Source organism: Pseudoalteromonas sp. SR41-8 (assembly GCF_014163915.1).
GTDB classification, from domain to species: Bacteria; Pseudomonadota; Gammaproteobacteria; order Enterobacterales; family Alteromonadaceae; genus Pseudoalteromonas; species Pseudoalteromonas rhizosphaerae.
Map to the genome: position 1 here is coordinate 190,050 of NZ_JACJEE010000003.1, position 19,488 is coordinate 209,537.

At 41.2% G+C, this 19,488-nt stretch carries 17 protein-coding genes; 7 read left to right on the forward strand and 10 right to left on the reverse strand.

What is annotated here, in order from left to right:
- Window positions 1-355: 355 nt before the first annotated feature.
- Both H5162_RS03860 and H5162_RS03865 read right to left on the reverse strand, forming a co-directional pair.
- Window positions 356-976 (reverse strand): LysE family translocator, encoded by a 621-nt coding sequence (locus H5162_RS03860; protein ID WP_257326125.1) that lies wholly within the window; start codon window positions 974-976, stop codon window positions 356-358.
- Window positions 973-2,079 (reverse strand): NADH:flavin oxidoreductase, encoded by a 1,107-nt coding sequence (locus H5162_RS03865; protein ID WP_182777756.1) that lies wholly within the window; start codon window positions 2,077-2,079, stop codon window positions 973-975. Before H5162_RS03865 ends, H5162_RS03860 begins: the two co-directional genes overlap by 4 nt.
- A 104-nt stretch (window positions 2,080-2,183) precedes the next feature.
- On the opposite strand from H5162_RS03865, the gene H5162_RS03870 reads away from it, so the two are divergent.
- The 4 genes from H5162_RS03870 to H5162_RS03885 all read left to right on the forward strand — a co-directional run bounded on the left by H5162_RS03870 (window position 2,184) and on the right by H5162_RS03885 (window position 6,127).
- Window positions 2,184-3,095 (forward strand): LysR family transcriptional regulator, encoded by a 912-nt coding sequence (locus H5162_RS03870; protein ID WP_182759361.1) that lies wholly within the window; start codon window positions 2,184-2,186, stop codon window positions 3,093-3,095.
- A gap of 108 nt (window positions 3,096-3,203) precedes the next feature.
- A complete protein-coding gene (locus H5162_RS03875; protein ID WP_182777758.1) occupies window positions 3,204-4,118 on the forward strand; it encodes a zinc dependent phospholipase C family protein in 915 nt (304 codons plus the stop codon).
- Window position 4,119: 1 nt separating this feature from the next.
- Window positions 4,120-4,524, forward strand: a complete 405-nt coding sequence (locus tag H5162_RS03880) for a hypothetical protein (protein ID WP_182759363.1) — start codon at window positions 4,120-4,122, stop codon at window positions 4,522-4,524.
- A 91-nt stretch (window positions 4,525-4,615) separates the two neighbouring features.
- Window positions 4,616-6,127, forward strand: a complete 1,512-nt coding sequence (locus H5162_RS03885) for an OmpA family protein (protein WP_182759364.1) — start codon at window positions 4,616-4,618, stop codon at window positions 6,125-6,127.
- A gap of 74 nt (window positions 6,128-6,201) precedes the next feature.
- On the opposite strand, the gene H5162_RS03890 is transcribed toward H5162_RS03885, so the two are convergent.
- The 5 genes from H5162_RS03890 to dapB form a co-directional block, all read right to left on the reverse strand.
- Complete coding sequence (locus H5162_RS03890) at window positions 6,202-7,248, reverse strand: S66 peptidase family protein (RefSeq protein WP_182759365.1); 1,047 nt, start codon at window positions 7,246-7,248, stop codon at window positions 6,202-6,204.
- 128 nt (window positions 7,249-7,376) lie between these two features.
- Entirely contained in the window at window positions 7,377-7,853 is a 477-nt protein-coding gene (greA, locus tag H5162_RS03895; protein ID WP_145233085.1) for a transcription elongation factor GreA, read from the reverse strand.
- Between the two features lie 49 nt (window positions 7,854-7,902).
- Window positions 7,903-11,121 (reverse strand): carbamoyl-phosphate synthase large subunit, encoded by a 3,219-nt coding sequence (gene carB / locus H5162_RS03900; protein WP_145233084.1) that lies wholly within the window; start codon window positions 11,119-11,121, stop codon window positions 7,903-7,905.
- Window positions 11,122-11,137: 16 nt separating this feature from the next.
- Entirely contained in the window at window positions 11,138-12,274 is a 1,137-nt protein-coding gene (gene carA, locus H5162_RS03905) for a glutamine-hydrolyzing carbamoyl-phosphate synthase small subunit (protein ID WP_145233083.1), read from the reverse strand.
- Window positions 12,275-12,481: 207 nt separating this feature from the next.
- On the reverse strand, window positions 12,482-13,279 hold the full coding sequence (dapB, locus tag H5162_RS03910; protein ID WP_182734300.1) for a 4-hydroxy-tetrahydrodipicolinate reductase: 798 nt from the start codon (window positions 13,277-13,279) through the stop codon (window positions 12,482-12,484).
- A 271-nt stretch (window positions 13,280-13,550) separates the two neighbouring features.
- Here dapB and H5162_RS03915 point away from each other — a divergent pair, with 271 nt between their 5' ends.
- Window positions 13,551-14,864, forward strand: coding sequence for a Na+/H+ antiporter NhaC family protein (locus H5162_RS03915; protein ID WP_182734359.1), 1,314 nt, complete (start codon window positions 13,551-13,553; stop codon window positions 14,862-14,864).
- Between the two features lie 75 nt (window positions 14,865-14,939).
- Complete coding sequence (locus H5162_RS03920) at window positions 14,940-15,722, forward strand: nucleoside-binding protein (protein ID WP_182731289.1); 783 nt, start codon at window positions 14,940-14,942, stop codon at window positions 15,720-15,722.
- 68 nt (window positions 15,723-15,790) lie between these two features.
- On the opposite strand, the gene H5162_RS03925 is transcribed toward H5162_RS03920, so the two are convergent.
- The 3 genes from H5162_RS03925 to pssA form a co-directional block, all read right to left on the reverse strand.
- Window positions 15,791-16,321 (reverse strand): GNAT family N-acetyltransferase, encoded by a 531-nt coding sequence (locus tag H5162_RS03925; RefSeq protein ID WP_182731288.1) that lies wholly within the window; start codon window positions 16,319-16,321, stop codon window positions 15,791-15,793.
- Entirely contained in the window at window positions 16,322-16,774 is a 453-nt protein-coding gene (locus H5162_RS03930) for a GNAT family N-acetyltransferase (protein ID WP_149982340.1), read from the reverse strand.
- 147 nt (window positions 16,775-16,921) lie between these two features.
- Window positions 16,922-18,247: a CDP-diacylglycerol--serine O-phosphatidyltransferase gene (gene pssA, locus H5162_RS03935; protein ID WP_149982341.1), complete on the reverse strand. Its 1,326-nt coding sequence runs from the start codon at window positions 18,245-18,247 to the stop codon at window positions 16,922-16,924.
- Between the two features lie 288 nt (window positions 18,248-18,535).
- Here pssA and trxB point away from each other — a divergent pair, with 288 nt between their 5' ends.
- On the forward strand, window positions 18,536-19,486 hold the full coding sequence (gene trxB / locus H5162_RS03940; RefSeq protein ID WP_182717361.1) for a thioredoxin-disulfide reductase: 951 nt from the start codon (window positions 18,536-18,538) through the stop codon (window positions 19,484-19,486).
- Window positions 19,487-19,488 lie beyond the last annotated feature (2 nt).

A 19,488-nucleotide genomic window follows, 5' to 3' on the forward strand; every position in this document is an offset into this window, starting at 1 on the left:
ATTAATAAATTACAATAACTTAACTCATTATAGCGTCACATCATGGGGTGGCAGGGGTCGAGAGTTCGAATCTCTCCATACCGACCATTTAATTTATTTAAGTATTAAACACTTATAATTTAAATAAATTATAAGTAGCTTCACTGCTTACAGCTAATTCAGCTCGCTCATATGTGTAGTTATTAGATAAATCACTTTAATATGTAACAACATCCCTATCTTTTCCCTAACACACTAATGTGTAGCATAACTCTTAATCGTAAAACTTAAAACGTCAATTGATAACACAAGGCTCTAGGTGTAGGATTAAATGAGTTGCTCATTTACGATGATTAAATCTCATAGTTTAAAATTATCAATAACTACTAATAAGCCAAAAGATTGCAATACTAATCATCATCAACGCCGAAATCCTGCCTAATAATTGACCTTGCCCTCGAGCTAGTAGCAATCTGTTAATTTTTTGGCCTCCATAAGCATAGATGAGTAAATTTAAGCATTCAATTAGTGCGATCAAGCCTGTAAAAAGTAACGTTTGTAGACCCGATGGCAAAGCTGAGTTCATAAAAGGTGGCAGCAATGTCATTAGAAATAACCAGGACTTAGGGTTTGAAATCGAAACTAAGAAGCCGCGCAACATTAAATCAATGTTATCACTGTCAACTTGCACTGTAGCTGCATTAACTTTTGCATCCAGCCAAACATTAATACCCATCCATATAAGATAAAAAGCACCAACATATTTGAACAATTGCATAGCTGCGGGAAATTCAACCAGCACTTTGGTATAACCCAGTAGGGCTGTTAGAGCAATAAGTGATACCCCAAAAACCTCACCAAAAATGACCCAAACTGCCCTTTTTACGCCCAAGCTGGCACCGTAACTCAGGGCAAGCATCATAGACAAACCTGGTGACACTGAAATCAGGAAAAAGGTCGGAATAAATATCAACAACAACGCCCAATCAGACATCATGCTTCTTTTACTCGCTCAAGCACACCGGTCATAGACCTTAGGTACTTCAGTGCCTCAAAACTGAACCCCTGCTCGGCTATCCATGACTCGCTAAATGGCGGATAAATTAGTGAAGCGCCCTCATTGACTCGCTTTACCCAGTCTGGATTACCTAATGCGGCAGTACCAATAGCCACTAAATCTGCGCCACCAGCCAATGCCAACTTAGCGTCTTTTTCATCTTGAATTTTTCCTGCTACCATCATAGGAATATTGGCTGGATTAGCTTTACTTAACTCAGTCAACAAGTCAGTGCCAACCTTGCCGTTAACTGATTTAAAAGTATTGCCCATTGAATAATGCACATAATCAATTTCCTCAGCTGCCAGTAAACGGGTGACAGCTAACTGATTTTCTAGTTCGATCCCAACCACATTGGCATAACTTTCTGGCGATAGACGTACGCCTATCAGGAACTTACGTGGCATACGTGCACGAATCCCTCGCACTATTTCGATCAAAAACCGAGCTCTATTTTGTATACTGCCTCCCCACTGATCAGTGCGTCGATTAACTTGGGGATTGAGGAAGTTACATAGTAAAAAATTATGTGCTGCGTGCAATTCAACACCATGTAAGCCTGCGTCATAAGCTCGTTGCGATGATCGAACAAATGCCTCGATGAGCTCATGAATATCATTATCTTTCAGTTCCGTTACCCCCAGAGCATAACGGTCGCCTGGTTGCTCAGCGCTAGGCCCTGAAGGAGCACCTTCATTCAAATCAGGTAAAGCCCTTACTCCACCATGATGAAGCTGTACCAATACCTGCGCTTCATTTTCATCCGCTATTTTAGCTAAACGCGAAAAGGCATTCTGCTGCGAAAGCGTCATAAGTGCGGGTTGTCCTGACCAGCAACGACCACCAGGCAACACTTGAGTTGCCGCGGCAATAATTAAACCAAACCCGCCACGAATACAATTTGCAAGCCAATCAAGTTCAGCTTGACTTGGATCGCCATTGTCAGCACTCATGTTATGAGTAAGAGGCGCAAGTACTGCACGATTTTTAAGCTGCACTCCTGCTTGAAGAAATTCAAACGCATTATTTATATCTTTTTGCATGTCTTTAACCTGTTATGAAATGATATTTAGTACATTGTAACCAATGCCAAACAGGATATAATCAGAGCACCAGGAAATACATTAATGCCCAACAGGACATAACAATGAATAATCACAAAACAGATACTCTTTATCTTATGCGCCTGTTGGTCGCTATAGTTCGATTCGACTCGTTCGTCTTGGCGGCCGAGCATCTTGGCATAACGCCAAGTAAAGCCTCTAAAGACATTAAATATTTAGAACACACTTTAGGAACCGTATTACTCAACCGCACCACTCGAAAACTTCACCTCACAGATGCAGGTGAGCTGACCTTTAGCCAAGCAGAACAAATGATCACATTGCATGAGCAGTTAATTGATGGTTTACACAATCGACGCAACGCACTCAGTGGCGAGCTTCGCATCTCAGCCCCTACCTTGTGGGGTGAAATAATGCTCACGCCTATACTGCTTAAATTTCGCGCCGAACACCCTCAGGTACGTTTAATAACTGACTTCAGCAACCATAAATCTGACCTACATAGAGACAATATCCATGTGGTATTTCGCAGCACTGAGCTAAACAACGAACCCTATCTCGCTCGCTTCATTGCAAAAGATGAAATGGTATTGTGTGCAACTGACGCATACCTGTTACAGAATCCACCACTCAGTCATCCAGAGGACTTACAAGCGCATAGTCTAATCACTCGATGTAACGGATATTCACGCTATGAGCAATGGATCTTATTAAATGATGGCAAAGAGTTGATAGTGAATGTTGCCGGCGAATTGGCTTTTAGTGACAAAAAAGCAATCCACGCTGCGATGTTACAGGGAGTTGGAATAGCACAGCTACCTCGCTATCTAGTCGCCAGCAAATTAGAACAAGGAACAGTTCGTGAAGTATTACCAGCCTTTCGCCCAAAGGGCGCACGTTTTTACGCCCTTTATACCCAGCGACGCGCTGAGTCAGCCTTAGTGACTCATTTTGTAGAGTATGTTACTCAATCACTAGGTGAAAAACTAAATTAGCCGTAGAGTTGTATCTTACATAATATTTTTCTATTTTAAGTTATGCTGACTTTTTATGTATGAAAAGCAAATATATTAACAAAAACTACTAAGTAGAAGGATTTACTCATGCCTGGTGCCTTTGCACACATCACTGCGGCTAACTTAGCTACTGAGAATAACGCCCTGATTGGAATGAATATTCCTACCAAAGCAAAGCTGATATTAAGTCAAAATCAAAAATACCTTGAGTTAGGCTGTGTATCGCCTGACTACCCTTATTTAGCTGTGGGTAATTCAGAGCAAAATAAATGGGCTGATTTAATGCATTATCACAATACAGGTGATGTAATTAAAGAAGCAGTAAAGTATTGCAAAAATCTAGAGGGATCAGCGCAAGAAAAATGCTTTGCTTGGCTGTGTGGTTATATGTCGCATGTTGCAGCTGATATCACCATTCATCCGGTGGTCGAGCTTAAAGTGGGCCCGTATGAGCAAAACCAAACTGATCACCGCACTTGTGAAATGAATCAAGACGCTTACATTTGGCCAAAGTTAAACTTGGGTGAAATTGGCCTTGCTGAACGCGTTGAGCTGAATATCGGCTCGTGTACCAACCAGAATAATTGCCTTGATGAAAATATTAAACAACTATGGCAGCATGTTTTATCGCATATCCACCCAGATTACGCACAATCAGCAGCTCCTGACTTTGATGCGTGGCATTCAGGCTTTCAACTGGTTGTTGATCATGCTGAAGAAGGATATCGGCTTTTTCCATGGGCAAGGCATGTTGCGGCAAACAATGGGCTACTCTACCCTCGCCAAGATGAGATTAATTACACTTACATTGAGCAGCTTAATACTCCAAATGGCCCAATGCACTACGACGACATTTTTAATTTAGCGGTTAAAAATATACAGTATTTTATATCGATTATTGCTAATGCTATTTTTAATGATGAAGAGTGCTGGCAAATTTGTAATTGGAATTTAGACAACGGTAAAGACGAAAATGGCAACTTAACCGCTTGGAATATTTAAAATGAAATACTTAACTCTAATCTTAGTAATTGTTTTATCTGTGGGCTGCTCTAGCCTAGCTAATGCACATGATCCAGAAAAGATGGCTGATCTTGCATCACAACTAAAAGATATTTCAGCCGCGGTTGATGGCACATTAAAGTTCAGCACCAAAACCTATACTGATCCGCAAGCATTACTAATGGCTGCTATCAACAGCAATAAAAACAACCTCATCCCTTTTGAGGGCTATCAGTTAAAAGTTTTCATTCAAGATAAAAATGCCGTTTTATTACTTTGTGAGGATGACATTTTACTTATTGAAGATGCCGGTTGTACTGCGCCATCCGATATCCAGCATTGGCAATCAATTGACACTCAAGCCTGTAAAGTTACTATCAACGCCAGCAAAATTTGTAAGCGTTAAAAAATTGCGATTTATTCTTTTTTATAAAGTTTAATTAGGCCAACTTATTTTTTAAATACAATGTTTACCTTCATTAATAAAAGGAATTTCAATGAATAACAAAATAACCAAGGTACTTATATTTTGTATCGCCCCCCTAATATGTGTATTTAACCTACACGCAGAGCCTTTGCTTTCCCCCTATCCAAGTGCCAAGCTGGAGAACTCCGTTATTTTAGCGGGTGAAGAAACTCGCCTTGTTACAAAGTTTGTTGCTACAGCTGAAAAGTCTCAACAATTTGAGTATAAAAAATTCATTGGTGATACAGGCCATTACGCTTATACGATAAAAAATGTTGCTTCGTTAAAGGTAACAAAAAATTATGAAAGTGCGTTAAGTGATGCTGGTTTTAAAGTGGTTTATACATGTTCTTTAAGTGATTGTTATTCAGGAGATAAACGTGAACAAAGAAAATTATTAGCTGAAAAGTCTAGCTACTTTAACCCTAGTAATCAATTCCAACAACCTCACTATATTTTCGCCACAAAAGGGGATGAGTCCCCCGATGCTGCTATTTCGTTATTTGTTGGTCAGTATAAAAATACGACGCGAGTATTATTAACCACAGTGGATATAAGAGACATTGAATCAGGACTTGTCACTGCCAATTTTGACGCATTTACCAAACACAATAGTAAACAGATAACCAAGGCACCGCGTAAAGATAAAGGGGGCTCAGCAGATCATCCATTAATAAGTCGCTACCCTAGTAGTTATATTGAAGATTACAAACAGGTTGATTATGAAGAATTCAGCATTCCTGTTGGTATTGTTGATACAAAAACTAACACACTCCCAATGCTAGACGTTACCGGAGACTTAACCCAAATTACTTATGTCGTAAACAGGGTGTCAACGCTAAAAATTTATCATAATTATCTAAGTGCTTTAGTAAAAGAAGGGTTTGAAACGGTATTCTCTTGTCAAAAAGATTCATGCAGTGGTAATACCAGAGATAGGTTAATCCGTGAGGATTTACAAAAGTTAGGGGATAAACTCGCTGTAAAACAAGCTTATAATTACTGGCGCCAACCTCGATACCAAGTTATGAAAAGTACTGTTGAGGGCCAAACTACCTATGTAGCTTTTTTTATAGGTAACTATGAAGGCGATTCTCGTATTCAGCTTGTAGTGATGCAGAGCGAGCCATTATTAACTGGGTTAATAGAGACAAATAGCGATAAAGTGTTAGAGCAACTTAAGCAAAAAGGTAAAGCCTCAATCTATGGGGTGTTATTTGACTACGATAAAGCGGTCATAAAGCCTGAATCTAAACAATCATTGGATGTCATTGCGCAAGTTTTAGAAAAAAATAAGGCATTGAGTTTGTATGTTGTTGGTCACACAGATGATAAAGGCTCTGCTGAATATAATTTAGACCTTTCTAAACGTCGGGCTGATGCGGTAGTTAAAGCTTTAATTGCTGACTATGGTATCGCTAAAACAAGATTAATACCTCAAGGTGTTGGCCCCTATTCTCCCGCAGCCACTAACAAAAACGAATTAGGTCGAGAGCTGAATCGGCGTGTTGAATTAGTCGAAAGGTTATCTGATTCAAAATAATTACGTATCGCGAAAAATGCATATTAACGCCATTGCCTTAATATGCATCTTTATCACCAATTAGGTACGAAGTTCTATTGCAAAGTGGTCACTAGGCTCGCATTGAAGACTAAGCCTTTATCTATAGTGGCTTTAAAACTGCAAAACGCGCCATTCACTAAACATAAATTGGGTGCAACATGTCCGATATCAGCGTCGATGATAACTGGGAATAAACAATTACCTAACGCAAGCTCAAGGGCTTGGTAATAATCAATGTCTTGCTCTGGAGAGCTAAGCAAAGCACTACGCCCCAGAATAATACCGTTAATATCAGCAAACACACCATTTAACCGCAAAGCCATTAAAGTACGGGCCACTGCTGTAGGTGAAAGCTCTGCATTTTCTAAATAAAGTAGTAAACCTTCTGGCGCATATGTTTGCTTAAAGTTATGCAGATCAAGATATGGAGAAGCCAGTAACACGTTAAGTGAGTCTAGACAGCCACCAAATAACCGCCCCGTCAGCTCTACTTGCCTTGAGTCTTGATAGTTTAGGCAGCGCCATTGACTCGGCTGAGTATAATCAAATAATGCATCTGGCTCTTTTGCGTAATCAATCACTTTATTCTGATAATACTTGGCAGGCACCTGTTCGAAATAGCTATTTTTCTCAAGCGCCAGAACATCAAAAACTTGCAAGCAGTAGTTGTCTTCCTCGTTAGGATGTAATTGCATTAGATTTGCAGCATGAAGTGTTACCCAACCACATCGCACTGTAAGCATACAGGCAAACGTGCTCACATCTGAAAAACCTACTAACCACTTTGGCTTGGCAGACTTAACCGCATTAAAATCAATATACTGAAGTATTTCCATGGCAAGCTCACCACCCCACGGCGGCATAATTGCGGCAATGCTGTCATCTAGTAAGAACGCCATTAGCTCATCAGCGCGTTGTTTTGCTGGGCTACTTTGTTGTCTTAAGCATTTACCCTCGACTACTTGGTAGCCACGGCGTGTTAAGCCAGAAAGTACACGTTCCAGGCGTGGGTGAAAGATGCTCTCAACACCGGATGAAAATGCGCAAATGGCAATTTTATCGCCGTTTTTTAATGCGTCAGGAAAAGTAATAGCTGTCATCAACATCTGCAAATTATCAATATGTTAGCTTAACGTACCCAATTTATTAAGAAATGTCGAGATTGTTTATGGCATAAAAAAACCGATGCAAGCATCGGTTTTTAAAAACGTGAAAATGAGTAAAGTAATTAAATGTACTCAACCTCAATGATTTCGTATTCCACGTCGCCTTTCGGGGTTTTAATGATCACAGCATCATCTGCTTGTTTACCAATTAAACCACGGGCAATCGGTGAATTAACCGAAATACGGTTATCTTTAATACTTGCTTCATCATCACCAACAATTTGGTATTTAACTTCAGCATCAGTCTCAACATTAACGATTGTTACTGTGGTACCAAAAATAACTTTACCCGTATTTGGTAGTTTAGTCACATCAATGATTTGTACATTTGAAAGCTTAGCTTCAATTTCTTGAATACGGCCTTCGCAAAAACCCTGTTGCTCACGCGCTGCGTGATATTCAGCGTTTTCTTTTAAGTCACCATGTTCACGTGCAACTGCAATATCAGATACAATTTTTGGACGGGTAACTGTTTTTAATTCGTTAAGTTCTTTGCGCATTAAATCTGCGCCACGAACTGTCATCGGAATTGTTTGCATACTTTTCTCACTTAATCCCAAGGCCGATAAACGGCCTTGGCACATTTCCTTAGTTCAATCGCAGGTGTAGTTCTTGAACTGACGTCACTTTGCTGCGGTCGTCTGCTTGGTTAGCAGTACAGTTAGCAAATGCCGCATTCAAGGTCGTTGTATAGTTAGTTTTGTGTTGCAATGCACCACGACGTAACACCTTCGAATCTTCGATCGCTTGGCGACCTTCGGTAGTATTAACGATATAGCTATACTCGCCATTTTTGATTCTATCAAGAATGTGCGGGCGACCTTCAAATACTTTGTTTACACGACGTACTGCAATACCAGCATCTTCAAGTGCAGCGGCTGTGCCACCTGTTGCATCTAGTTCAAAACCTAGGTCTGTCATGGTTTTAGCTAGTTCAACAATACGTGGCTTATCGCTATTACGCACAGATAGTAACGCGCGGCCACCGCGTGGTAAAGTGTTGCTTGCACCTAATTGTGCTTTTGCAAAGGCTTCGGCGAATGTATCACCGACACCCATTACTTCACCAGTAGAGCGCATTTCAGGGCCACGGATAGGATCCACACCTTGGAACTTAGCAAATGGCAATACCACTTCTTTTACGCTGTAGTAAGGTGGTATCACTTCTTTAGTAATGCCTTGGCTTGCTAAAGATTGACCCGCCATACAACGTGCCGCTACTTTTGCAAGTGCCACACCGGTCGCTTTTGATACGAACGGTACCGTACGCGCTGCACGTGGGTTTACTTCGATTAAGTACACTTTGCCATCTTTAACAGCAAACTGTGTATTCATCAAACCAACCACGCCAAGCTCCAGTGCCATGTCAGTTACTTGCTTGCGCATTACGTCTTGCACTTCTTGTGATAACGAATGGGCTGGTAATGAACAGGCTGAGTCACCTGAGTGAACACCCGCTTGTTCAATGTGTTCCATGATGCCGCCGATGATCACTTGCTCGCCGTCGCAAATTGCGTCAACGTCAACTTCAATCGCGTTATCTAAGAAACGGTCAAGTAGTACTGGTGCTTCATTTGATGCAGATACGGCTTCGGTCATGTAACGACGTAAGTCTTGCTCGTCATACACGATTTCCATTGCGCGACCACCTAGTACATACGAAGGACGCACAACCAGTGGGAAACCAATTTCAGCTGATTTTAAAATCGCTTCTTCAGTTGAAGTAACAGTAGCATTTTCAGGCTGAAGCAGGTTTAAACGCTCAACAAGTTGTTGGAAACGCTCACGGTCTTCTGCACGGTCAATCGCATCTGGTGAAGTACCAATTACTGGCACGCCGTTAGCTTCAAGTTCACGGGCAAGTTTAAGTGGTGTTTGACCACCGTATTGCACGATTACACCAACAGGCTTTTCTACACGTACGATTTCAAGTACGTCTTCAAGGGTAATTGGTTCAAAGTATAAACGGTCTGACGTATCGTAGTCGGTAGAAACCGTTTCAGGGTTACAGTTAACCATGATAGTTTCGTAACCGTCTTCACGTAGTGCAAGGGCTGCGTGAACACAACAGTAATCAAATTCAATACCTTGGCCAATACGGTTAGGACCGCCACCAATAACCATGATTTTATCACGATCAGATGGGTTAGCTTCACACTCTTCATCGTACGTTGAGTACATGTATGCAGTATCAGAGCTAAACTCTGCAGCGCACGTATCAACGCGCTTGTATACTGGCACGATGTTTAATAAATGACGCTTTTTACGAATTTCAGCTTCAGACACACCGGCAATTTCAGCGATACGAGGGTCAGCAAAACCTTTACGTTTTAACTTACGAAGGAAATCAGCGCTTAAGCCAGCCATGCCCACTTCGGCAATTTTAGCTTCGTCTTTTAAGATGTCTTCAATCTGTACTAAGTACCAACGGTCAACTTTCGTTAACTGAAACACTTCTTCAACGCTCATGCCGTGACGCATTGCATCAGCAATGTACCAAATACGCTCAGCGCCTGGCTCACGTAATTCACGGATGATTTTTTCTTTCGCTTTCGGGTCGTCAAGTGCCACGATTGGGTTGAAACCCGTTGCGCCAACTTCCAGACCACGTAATGCTTTTTGTAACGACTCTTGTTGGTTACGACCAATCGCCATTACTTCGCCTACAGATTTCATTTGTGTGGTTAAACGGTCGTTTGCACCGGCAAATTTTTCAAAGTTAAAGCGAGGAATTTTTGTGACTACATAGTCGATTGATGGCTCGAACGACGCAGGTGTTTTACCACCGGTGATATCATTTTGTAACTCGTCTAATGTGTAACCTACAGCGAGCTTAGCCGCGATTTTAGCAATCGGGAAACCGGTTGCTTTTGAAGCAAGTGCTGATGAACGTGATACACGTGGGTTCATCTCGATAATAACCATACGGCCGTCATCTGGATTAACACCAAACTGTACGTTTGAGCCACCTGTTTCAACACCAATTTCACGCAGTACTGCCATAGAGGCATTACGCATTAGTTGGTATTCTTTGTCAGTTAATGTTTGCGCAGGAGCAACGGTGATTGAATCGCCAGTATGAACACCCATTGGGTCAAAGTTTTCAATTGCACAAACGATAATGCAGTTGTCGTTTTTGTCACGCACAACTTCCATTTCGTACTCTTTCCAACCGATCAATGATTCATCAATCAATAGCTCGCTGGTTGGAGAAAGGTCTAAACCGCGTTCACAAATTTCTTCAAACTCTTCTAAGTTATACGCCACACCGCCGCCGGTGCCGCCCATAGTGAAAGAAGGTCGAATAATACACGGTAAACCAATGCGTGTGATGATGTCTTTTGCTTCATCCATTGAATGAGCAATTTCAGCACGCGGGCATTCTAAACCGATATTTCTCATTGCGATGTCGAAACGTTCGCGGTTTTCTGCTTTATCGATTGCATCAGCTGTTGCGCCAATTAGCTCAACACCATGCTTTGCCAATACACCGTGCTTGTCTAGTTCTAGCGCACAGTTTAATGCGGTTTGACCACCCATTGTAGGTAGCACTGCATCTGGCTTTTCTTTTTCAATAATTTTTTCTACCACTTCCCAATGAATTGGCTCGATGTAGGTCGCATCAGCCATATCAGGATCGGTCATAATTGTTGCAGGGTTTGAGTTAACTAAAATAACTCGATAGCCTTCTTCTCTAAGTGCTTTACACGCTTGAGCACCAGAGTAGTCAAATTCACAGGCTTGGCCGATTACAATCGGGCCTGCGCCTAGGATAAGAATGCTTTTTATGTCGGTACGTTTTGGCATTGTTACTCCGGTTTAATTAGTTGTTACGCGCTTGCATCAAATCGATGAAGTGGTCAAATAATGGGGCTGCATCGTGTGGACCTGGGCTTGCTTCAGGGTGACCTTGGAAGCTAAAAGCAGGTTTGTCGGTGCGGTGAATACCTTGCAACGTTCCGTCAAATAACGATTTATGCGTAGCACGAAGGTTATCTGGTAACGTTGTTTCATCGGCAGCAAAACCATGGTTTTGCGCAGTGATCATTACTACGTTACGGTCTAAATCTTTCACTGGGTGGTTACCACCGTGATGACCAAACTTCATTTTCACTGTTTTTGCACCCGAGGCAAGTGCTAACAATTGGTGACCTAAACAGATACCAAAAATAGGAATTTCAGTTTCTAAAAAGGCTTTAATTGCTTCAATGGCGTAAGTACACGGTTCTGGATCGCCCGGGCCATTCGATAAGAAGATACCATCTGGGTTAAGTGCTAACACGTCAGCTGCCGAGGTTTGTGCAGGTACAACGGTTAATTTACAACCACGGTCTACAAGCATACGTAGAATATTACGCTTCACACCGAAATCATAAGCAACAACGTGAAACTTTTCATCGGCTGCGTTTAGAGTTTTGAACCCTGCGCCTAATGTCCAGCTTGATTCACGCCACTCGAAATTTTCCTTGGTTGATACTACTTTCGCTAAATCCATACCTTTTAAGCCTGGGAAGGCTTGCGCAGCTGCGAGCGCTTGGTTTTCATCTAATTCGTCACCTGCAATAATACAACCGTTTTGAGCGCCTTTATCGCGCAAAATACGGGTAAGCTTACGGGTGTCGATGTCTGCAATACCTAAGATATTACGTTCTTTTAAGTAATCATCTAACGATTGCTCGTTACGGAAATTACTTGCTAGCAGTGGCAAATCACGGATCACTAGGCCTTTAGCCCAAATGTGACTCGCTTCTTCGTCTTCGCTGTTAGTACCCGTATTACCTATGTGTGGGTACGTCAAAGTTACGATTTGTTCCGCGTATGAAGGGTCAGTCAGAATTTCCTGATAACCAGTCATTGATGTATTGAATACTACTTCACCGACAGACATGCCGTCAGCGCCGATTGCAGTACCGCGAAACACTGTGCCGTCTTCTAGAACTAACAGAGCGGATTTAGTCAAGTTAACCTCCTAACAGTAAAAAACGGGAGTAAAGTCATTTGCTTTACTACCCGTTTATAGCGATTGGAAACACGCAATTATGAATTTTTGGCAAATTAGCGCTATTTTATAGTAATTTGCCTTTTAGGTCTAACCCTATTTCAATAATCAGTAAAAATAAGCCCTATAAGCCAAAAAAGCCACCAAACACCCAAAAAAGTAACTAAACTACTTCAAGTCGAGGACATCTTGCATGTCATAAAGTCCTGCAGGCTTATTTTTCAACCAGCCCGCAGCTCTTACTGCGCCTAATGCAAAGGTCATTCGAGAACTTGCTTTATGAGTTAATTCAAGCCTTTCGCCAGAAGTTGCGAAATATGCGGTATGTTCACCAACTATATCTCCGCCTCGGAGCACCGAATAACCAATTTCATTTTGCGATTTTTCTGTTTCTACTCGGCTGCGATCAAATATCGCAACCTCATCATGCACCCACCCTTTTGCATCGGCAATTGCCTCACCAATGGCAAGTGCAGTGCCTGATGGCGCATCTATTTTATGGCGATGATGCGCTTCAAAAATTTCGATATCTAAATCATCACCAAATTTAGTGGCGGCGGTTTGCACTAAATTCAACAGTAAATTTACGCCTACGCTGTAATTTCGCGCAAACACAATTGGAATCTGCTTGGCAGCCGTTTGTAACGCCAGCATATCGTCGTCATTTAAACCGGTGGTGCCAATCACCATCGGGATATTTTGTGCAACAGCTGTTTTTAAATGCTCACGCATACCCGCTGGGAGCGTAAAATCAATCAGTACGTCGGTATTGTCAACGTTGCGTTCATCACTAAAATTAATTGTCGCAGGTGCTGCGCTATTTAATTGATTAACGGCAATATTTAATAAGGGAGAACTGCTGCGTACATAGGCTGCACTAAGCTCGGTATGATTATTTTTGTGAGCGGCTTCAATTAATGCCAAGCCCATTCTTCCGTTTGCGCCAAATACGCCTATTCGATTCATATTAATAACCTATGCATTTTTTGAGTTGGCTAGATTTTATCTAAAACTCGTGTAATAGTCAGGTAAGCCTTTTAAAAAATAATAATAACAGATACCCATAGACTTTAGCCATCTATACATTTAAACTTCTTTCTTTGCGCCGATTTGGTCTTTGGCTTGCGGGCGCTGTTGAGGTACTTATCATTGTGGTAGGTATGACAACTAAATTCAGCTAAAAGAGGGATGTTTTGGCTGTGTTAGTTGTGCAAGAAGTTATCTAACGAGGAATATGATGCAGCCATCATTTAATAAAACAACAGCAAAACTATCTTTGCTCCCCCTATTAACCTTTGTGGCCTTATTTTTAGGTGCGGGTTTATACCTGCAATCACAAGGGGTCGATTACGCTTTTTATCAGCTCCCTGCCCCTGTTGCTATTTTACCGGCGATTATGCTGGCGTTTATTTTAAATAAGAACACCATTAACCACAGTGTAGAAACCTTTATAAAAGGTGCCGGTCACAACAACATCATTACCATGTGCTTAATTTATTTACTTGCTGGGGCATTTTCTGCCGTCGCAGGTGCTACAGGCGGCGTGGATGCGGTTGTTAACGCCGGTTTATCACTTATTCCACCAGCATTACTTTTACCGGGCTTATTTTTAATTGCAGCGGTAGTATCTACGGCCATGGGTACTTCAATGGGTACTATCGGGGCGATTGGCCCGATTGCGTATGCGGTCTCTATTAAAACCGGTATTGATCCAGCATTAATGGCCGGTACGATTGTGTCAGGTGCGATGTTTGGCGATAACTTATCAATTATTTCTGATACCACCATTGCTGCAACGCGTACCCAAGGCTGTGAGATGAAAGATAAATTCCGTGAGAATTTAAAAATCGCATTGCCAGCAGCTATCCTCACTATTGGTTTATTATTCTTTTTAACTCCTGCGGCTCAAGCAGTAGAAACCAAAGATTACGATATTCTATTAGTACTACCTTATGCATTTATTTTAGTACTAGCGGTGATGGGCTTTAATGTATTTGTGGTGCTGTTCAGCGGTATTATATTTGCGGCACTGATGGGCTTTACTGGCAGTTATGAAGGTGCCAGCTTTGTAAAAGACATTTATAAGGGCTTTACTGATATGCAAGAAATATTCTTGCTGTCGATGTTTATTGGTGGCTTATCAGAGTTTATTCGTATTAACGGTGGCCTTGATTATATCGCGCAAAAGATTCAAGCCATTACTAAAGTCATTGCAAAATGGCACAGAAAAGTGGCAGATCAACTTGGTATTGCCGCGTTAGTTATGACCAGCAACGTATGTATAGCGAATAATACCGTGTCGATTATTGTTGCCGGTCCTATCGCAAAAAAACTTGCCGATGATGGTGAGATCAGCGGTAAGCGTTCAGCAAGCTTACTGGATATTTTCGCCTGTGTTACGCAAGGATCTCTCCCTTATGGTGCACAAGCGTTACTACTTGGCGCAACATTTAAAATTAGCCCGTGGCAAGTATCAACCTCATCTTACTACTGCTTTATATTGGCATTTACTGCTATAGCTGTAATTTGCCTACGCCGAAATAAGGCATAAATACTTAAGCAGATGCGCTCACGTTTGGGCGTATCTGCTATACTTTGCACTTTACTCCCCATTAAACATATAGTTATGAATATAAAATCAACATTATCTTTATTCGCCCTTTGTGCAGTTAGTACATCTAGCTTTGCTGCAAATTGGAGCACAACGCAACTACATTTAAACTACGGCGATTTTAAAAACCCATTTACTGAACAAGAAGCAGGTACATCAATCGCTTCACTGCAACACGCCTCTGGCTATGACTATGGTGATAACTTTTTCTTCATAGATTACATTAATGATAATGTTGATGATGGCTATCAAGACCGTGACTTTTATGGCGAATGGTATTCAACTTTTAGCCTTTCTAAAATAACCGGTAATGACTTTTCGTTTGGCGCTATTGCTGACGTTGGATTAACAGCGGGCTTTAACGCCGCAGGTGATGCTAAGGTATTGAAGTATTTACCCGGTGTTAAAGTAAATTGGCAAGCGCCAGGATTTAGTTTTTTATCAACCCTAGTTACGGCCTATATAGATGATAACGAGGGTGTTGCGCGTGGCGGCGCGCCTATTGAAACTAACAGCTGGATGCTAGATGTTGCATGGGGTTACCCGTTTTCGATTGGTTCGCAAAAATTTAATATAACTGGCCATGTTGAATATATTGCTGAGCGCGAAAATGAATTTGGTGAAGATGTTAAGGCGTGGATCTTAGCGCAGCCTATCATTACTTGGGACTTGGGTAATGCCATCAGCATGAAAGAAAACACCTTACTACTTGGCCTTGAGTGGCAATATTGGCACAACAAGCTAGGGACCGATACCACTGAGTCGGTACCGCAATTTCATGTTGAGTGGACGTTTTAATAGTTAGCGATAATAATAAAGCGCGATATTAATTGTATTGCGCTTTTTTTACTTACCATGAACACAGATCACGTTAGCTTTATTTCATAAACACCTAAACGCTGCTGTTGCTGATTAGCAAGGAAGATTGATGTCTCTTTTTGATAATATTTAAATTGTGCGCCTGCGCGTTGCACAACCTTTATACTCGCTAAGTTTTCCTCTAAACAACAAAACTCAATCACTTTTGCATGACTATTATTTTTTATATAAGGCACTATTTTAGTAAGCACTTGATTCATGGCTCTTTGCCCGCGTGCAAAATCAGCTAACCAATAACCGCATTCAGCACCTTTACTGTCAGGATCAATGTGTTTAATACCAAATACACCGCTTAAGCGATCCTCTATATATACCGCAAACCACTGAGAACCTGCTTTACCGCTGTGTAGTCGTTCATATATATAACGTTTAGTTGAATTAACATCTATTACGTCATCCACCCAAGGTAAAAATTGACTCAGATTTTCCCGACTATCGGCGATAACTTGGTAAAGTTCAACTGCGTGACTAATATCTAATGGCTTTAAAGTTATTGAATCTGAAATCACCAGTTCCATTTAGTCAGCCTCAACTACTTTTGCTAAACGCATATGTAGCAGCGGAAACGGCTTTCCTTGACCATCTAATTCAGAGCGCCCTATTTGCTCAAACCCTCTACTTAAATAAAAACCATGGGCTTTAGGGTTTTGCTCGTTAACATCAACATGAGTTGCCGCTAAATTATCAATCGCGTAATTAATTAAGAACGTGCCAACCCCCTTCGCAAAGAAAGTCGGCTCAACAAACAGCATTTCAATATTGCCGCCAGCAACGCCAATAAACCCAATTATTTTTCCACTGTTGTCTTTACAACAAAAAAGACTAACAGCATCAAAATAATGTGCCAAAATCAATGGTTTCAGTTCATCTATGTGTTGTTGGGTTAAAAAGTCATGGGTATGAGAAACGCAAGCTTCCCAGATCTCAATTAAAGAGGCGTAATCTTTTTGCTCGGCGGATTTAATAAGCATTGTTAGTTCCTTTGAATATTAAAATAACCATCATCAGTTTTGCAAAAATATTGTAGCGGAGTTGGGCAACAGCTCCGAGGCTAAATCAACAAAAAGCAGCGTAACCGCTGCTTTTATAGTACTTACATTTTAGTCTCTAACTTTGCGTTAAATAAAACGCTTAATAATAAAATCAACTTTGACACGCTTAGCTTGCCCCAGCAATTTTTTAACCGCTGGCGGGTAATCGTCCATGGTTTCTAAATCTTCGGCACCGTTTAAACGACGACAGTGTTGTAATATCTCGGCTCTTTCATTGTCGATTGCTGGCATGAGACTTTGCTCAGGATCTTCTAATAAAATGCCATTTTCGATATCTAATCCCCAGGCACGAGGATTTAAATTATGGCCACTCAATAAATGATATTTACGATCAGCACAAATACCTTTCAAATGAAATGAGTTACTTTCATGCTGCCACAAATACACATTTAAATTACCGTTAATAATATGGCGCTTTTGCGATTTTAAAAATTTATGCAAAATCGTTTCATACAAGTACGGCAAAGCACCTATTTTACTAAATGGTTCACTTGGTGGCAGGTAAAAATCATTCGCCGTTTTATCGCCTACTACGATTGTTACTTGCTTGCCCTGTTTTAGTAAGCGGCGCAAGGAACGCATTAACGGTGCAGGAAAATTAAAGTATGGGGTATACAGCACTAACTCTTGCTCGGTGGCATCAAATAAGGATTTGATCACACGATTGAGCTCGTTATTACGTCGTCCCAGTCCTAAAAATAGTCGCACGCCAAGTGCTTGCTCATTTTGCTCCACACTGTGAGCGTAGTTAGCTTGCTTTAATGAACGCATCAATTGTTTTTGTGCGATTTTAATATCATTAAACTTTGTTAAAGGCCGCACATCAATGCGTGGAACGGCTTCAGAACTCAACAATTCATGTTCAATAAAGTCAATCACAGAATCACATAGTGAGGCCTGCTCGACTAAAAAATAGCGATCTAACCGGTAGCGCTCTTGATACTGCAAATACACATTATTTAAACTCGCACCGCTGTAAAGCAGCGTATCATCAATTACAAAACCTTTTAAATGCAGCACCCCAAAAAGTTCTTTTGCTTTTACTGGTACGCCAAAAATTTGTACATTTGATTGATATTTTTCTTGATATTCACAATATAAACTGGCATTACCATCTGACTTTGCCGCACCAATTAAACCGCGTTGGGCACGATGAAAGTCAACCAACACTTTTACATCTAATGCGGGGTTTGCTAATGAAGCCTGATGTAACGCTGCTAACACTTCACGCCCTGCTTCATCATCTTGCAGATAAAGTGTCGTAATATAAATACGTGTTTTTGCCTGCGCAATCAGTGCTAGTAAATGCGTGCGATATTCTTGTGCATTGGTTAAGACGTTAACGTCTTTTGAAGTCAACCCGTACGCGGGTTTTTCCTGCCAAAATAACATAATTGCCTATTCACTTAGGTCACCCTTAATCAGGGTCACAAATCAAAATTAGTTAAAACATATCAAAAAAACACAGCTTGGTCATGAATTAACGTCGCATGCGGAGTTAATACTGAATTAATAGCTCAGATATCATACAAATCGTACACTTATCATGATTCTAGTACACAATATTTGACAGCTTTGTGATTTAGAAAAAAAAATAATCGCCGCTTTTATTTACTTCCCTCTTGTTTCTCTTAAAATCGAGCGCATTAATACGCTATTAAACGTTTAGGATATAAAAACATGAGTGAAGTAAAACATTGTAAGTTGCTAATTTTAGGATCTGGACCTGCGGGTTACACTGCAGCAGTTTACGCAGCACGCGCAAATTTAAACCCGGTATTGATCACCGGTATGCAACAAGGCGGTCAACTTACAACAACGACTGAAGTTGAAAACTGGCCGGGCGATGCTCACGGTTTAACAGGTCCTGCATTAATGGATCGTATGAAAGAGCATGCCGAGCGTTTTGAAACTGAAATTGTTTTTGATCACATTCACACTGTTGATGTAACTAAGCGCCCTTTCACGCTAACTGGCGACCAAGGTACTTACACGTGTGATGCGCTGATCATTGCAACGGGTGCATCTGCTAAGTACTTGGGCCTAGAGTCTGAAACTAACTTCCAAGGCCGTGGTGTGTCAGCATGTGCAACCTGTGATGGTTTTTTCTATAAAGGTCAAAAAGTTGCGGTTGTTGGCGGTGGTAATACCGCGGTTGAAGAAGCGCTTTATTTATCGAACATTGCTGATGAAGTACATGTAATTCACCGTCGTGATAGCTTCCGCAGTGAAAAAATCTTAGCCGATCGCCTCGCTGAAAAAGCAGCAAACGGTAACGTAGTCATGCATTATAACCGTACGCTTGATGAAGTACTGGGCGACCAAATGGGTGTTACCGGTGTTCGTATCAAGGATGCAAACTCAGAAGCCACTGAAGAAATTGATTTAGCGGGCGTATTTATTGCAATTGGTCATAAACCAAATACTGATATGTTTGTTGGCCAACTTGAAATGAAAGATGGCTACTTAGTGGTTGAGTCAGGCCTAAACGGCAATGCAACACAAACAAGTGTACCAGGTGTTTTTGCTGCAGGTGATGTGTCTGATCATATCTACCGTCAAGCAATCACTTCTGCTGGTACTGGCTGTATGGCAGCACTTGATGCTGAGCGTTTCTTAGATAACCTATAAGT

Excerpts from the sequence above, each read along its gene's own strand:
- H5162_RS03890 (WP_182759365.1), bottom strand. The coding sequence starts at position 7,248 with ATGACAGCTATTACTTTTCCTGACGCATTAAAAAACGGCGATAAAATT.
- H5162_RS03930 (WP_149982340.1), bottom strand. The coding sequence starts at position 16,774 with ATGCTTATTAAATCCGCCGAGCAAAAAGATTACGCCTCTTTAATTGAG.
- dapB (WP_182734300.1), bottom strand. The coding sequence starts at position 13,279 with ATGAATCGAATAGGCGTATTTGGCGCAAACGGAAGAATGGGCTTGGCA.
- H5162_RS03860 (WP_257326125.1), bottom strand. The coding sequence starts at position 976 with ATGATGTCTGATTGGGCGTTGTTGTTGATATTTATTCCGACCTTTTTC.
- greA (WP_145233085.1), bottom strand. The coding sequence starts at position 7,853 with ATGCAAACAATTCCGATGACAGTTCGTGGCGCAGATTTAATGCGCAAA.
- carB (WP_145233084.1), bottom strand. The coding sequence starts at position 11,121 with ATGCCAAAACGTACCGACATAAAAAGCATTCTTATCCTAGGCGCAGGC.
- H5162_RS03865 (WP_182777756.1), bottom strand. The coding sequence starts at position 2,079 with ATGCAAAAAGATATAAATAATGCGTTTGAATTTCTTCAAGCAGGAGTG.
- H5162_RS03920 (WP_182731289.1), top strand. The coding sequence starts at position 14,940 with ATGAATATAAAATCAACATTATCTTTATTCGCCCTTTGTGCAGTTAGT.
- trxB (WP_182717361.1), top strand. The coding sequence starts at position 18,536 with ATGAGTGAAGTAAAACATTGTAAGTTGCTAATTTTAGGATCTGGACCT.
- H5162_RS03870 (WP_182759361.1), top strand. The coding sequence starts at position 2,184 with ATGAATAATCACAAAACAGATACTCTTTATCTTATGCGCCTGTTGGTC.
- pssA (WP_149982341.1), bottom strand. The coding sequence starts at position 18,247 with ATGTTATTTTGGCAGGAAAAACCCGCGTACGGGTTGACTTCAAAAGAC.
- H5162_RS03875 (WP_182777758.1), top strand. The coding sequence starts at position 3,204 with ATGCCTGGTGCCTTTGCACACATCACTGCGGCTAACTTAGCTACTGAG.
- H5162_RS03915 (WP_182734359.1), top strand. The coding sequence starts at position 13,551 with ATGCAGCCATCATTTAATAAAACAACAGCAAAACTATCTTTGCTCCCC.
- H5162_RS03925 (WP_182731288.1), bottom strand. The coding sequence starts at position 16,321 with ATGGAACTGGTGATTTCAGATTCAATAACTTTAAAGCCATTAGATATT.
- H5162_RS03885 (WP_182759364.1), top strand. The coding sequence starts at position 4,616 with ATGAATAACAAAATAACCAAGGTACTTATATTTTGTATCGCCCCCCTA.
- H5162_RS03880 (WP_182759363.1), top strand. The coding sequence starts at position 4,120 with ATGAAATACTTAACTCTAATCTTAGTAATTGTTTTATCTGTGGGCTGC.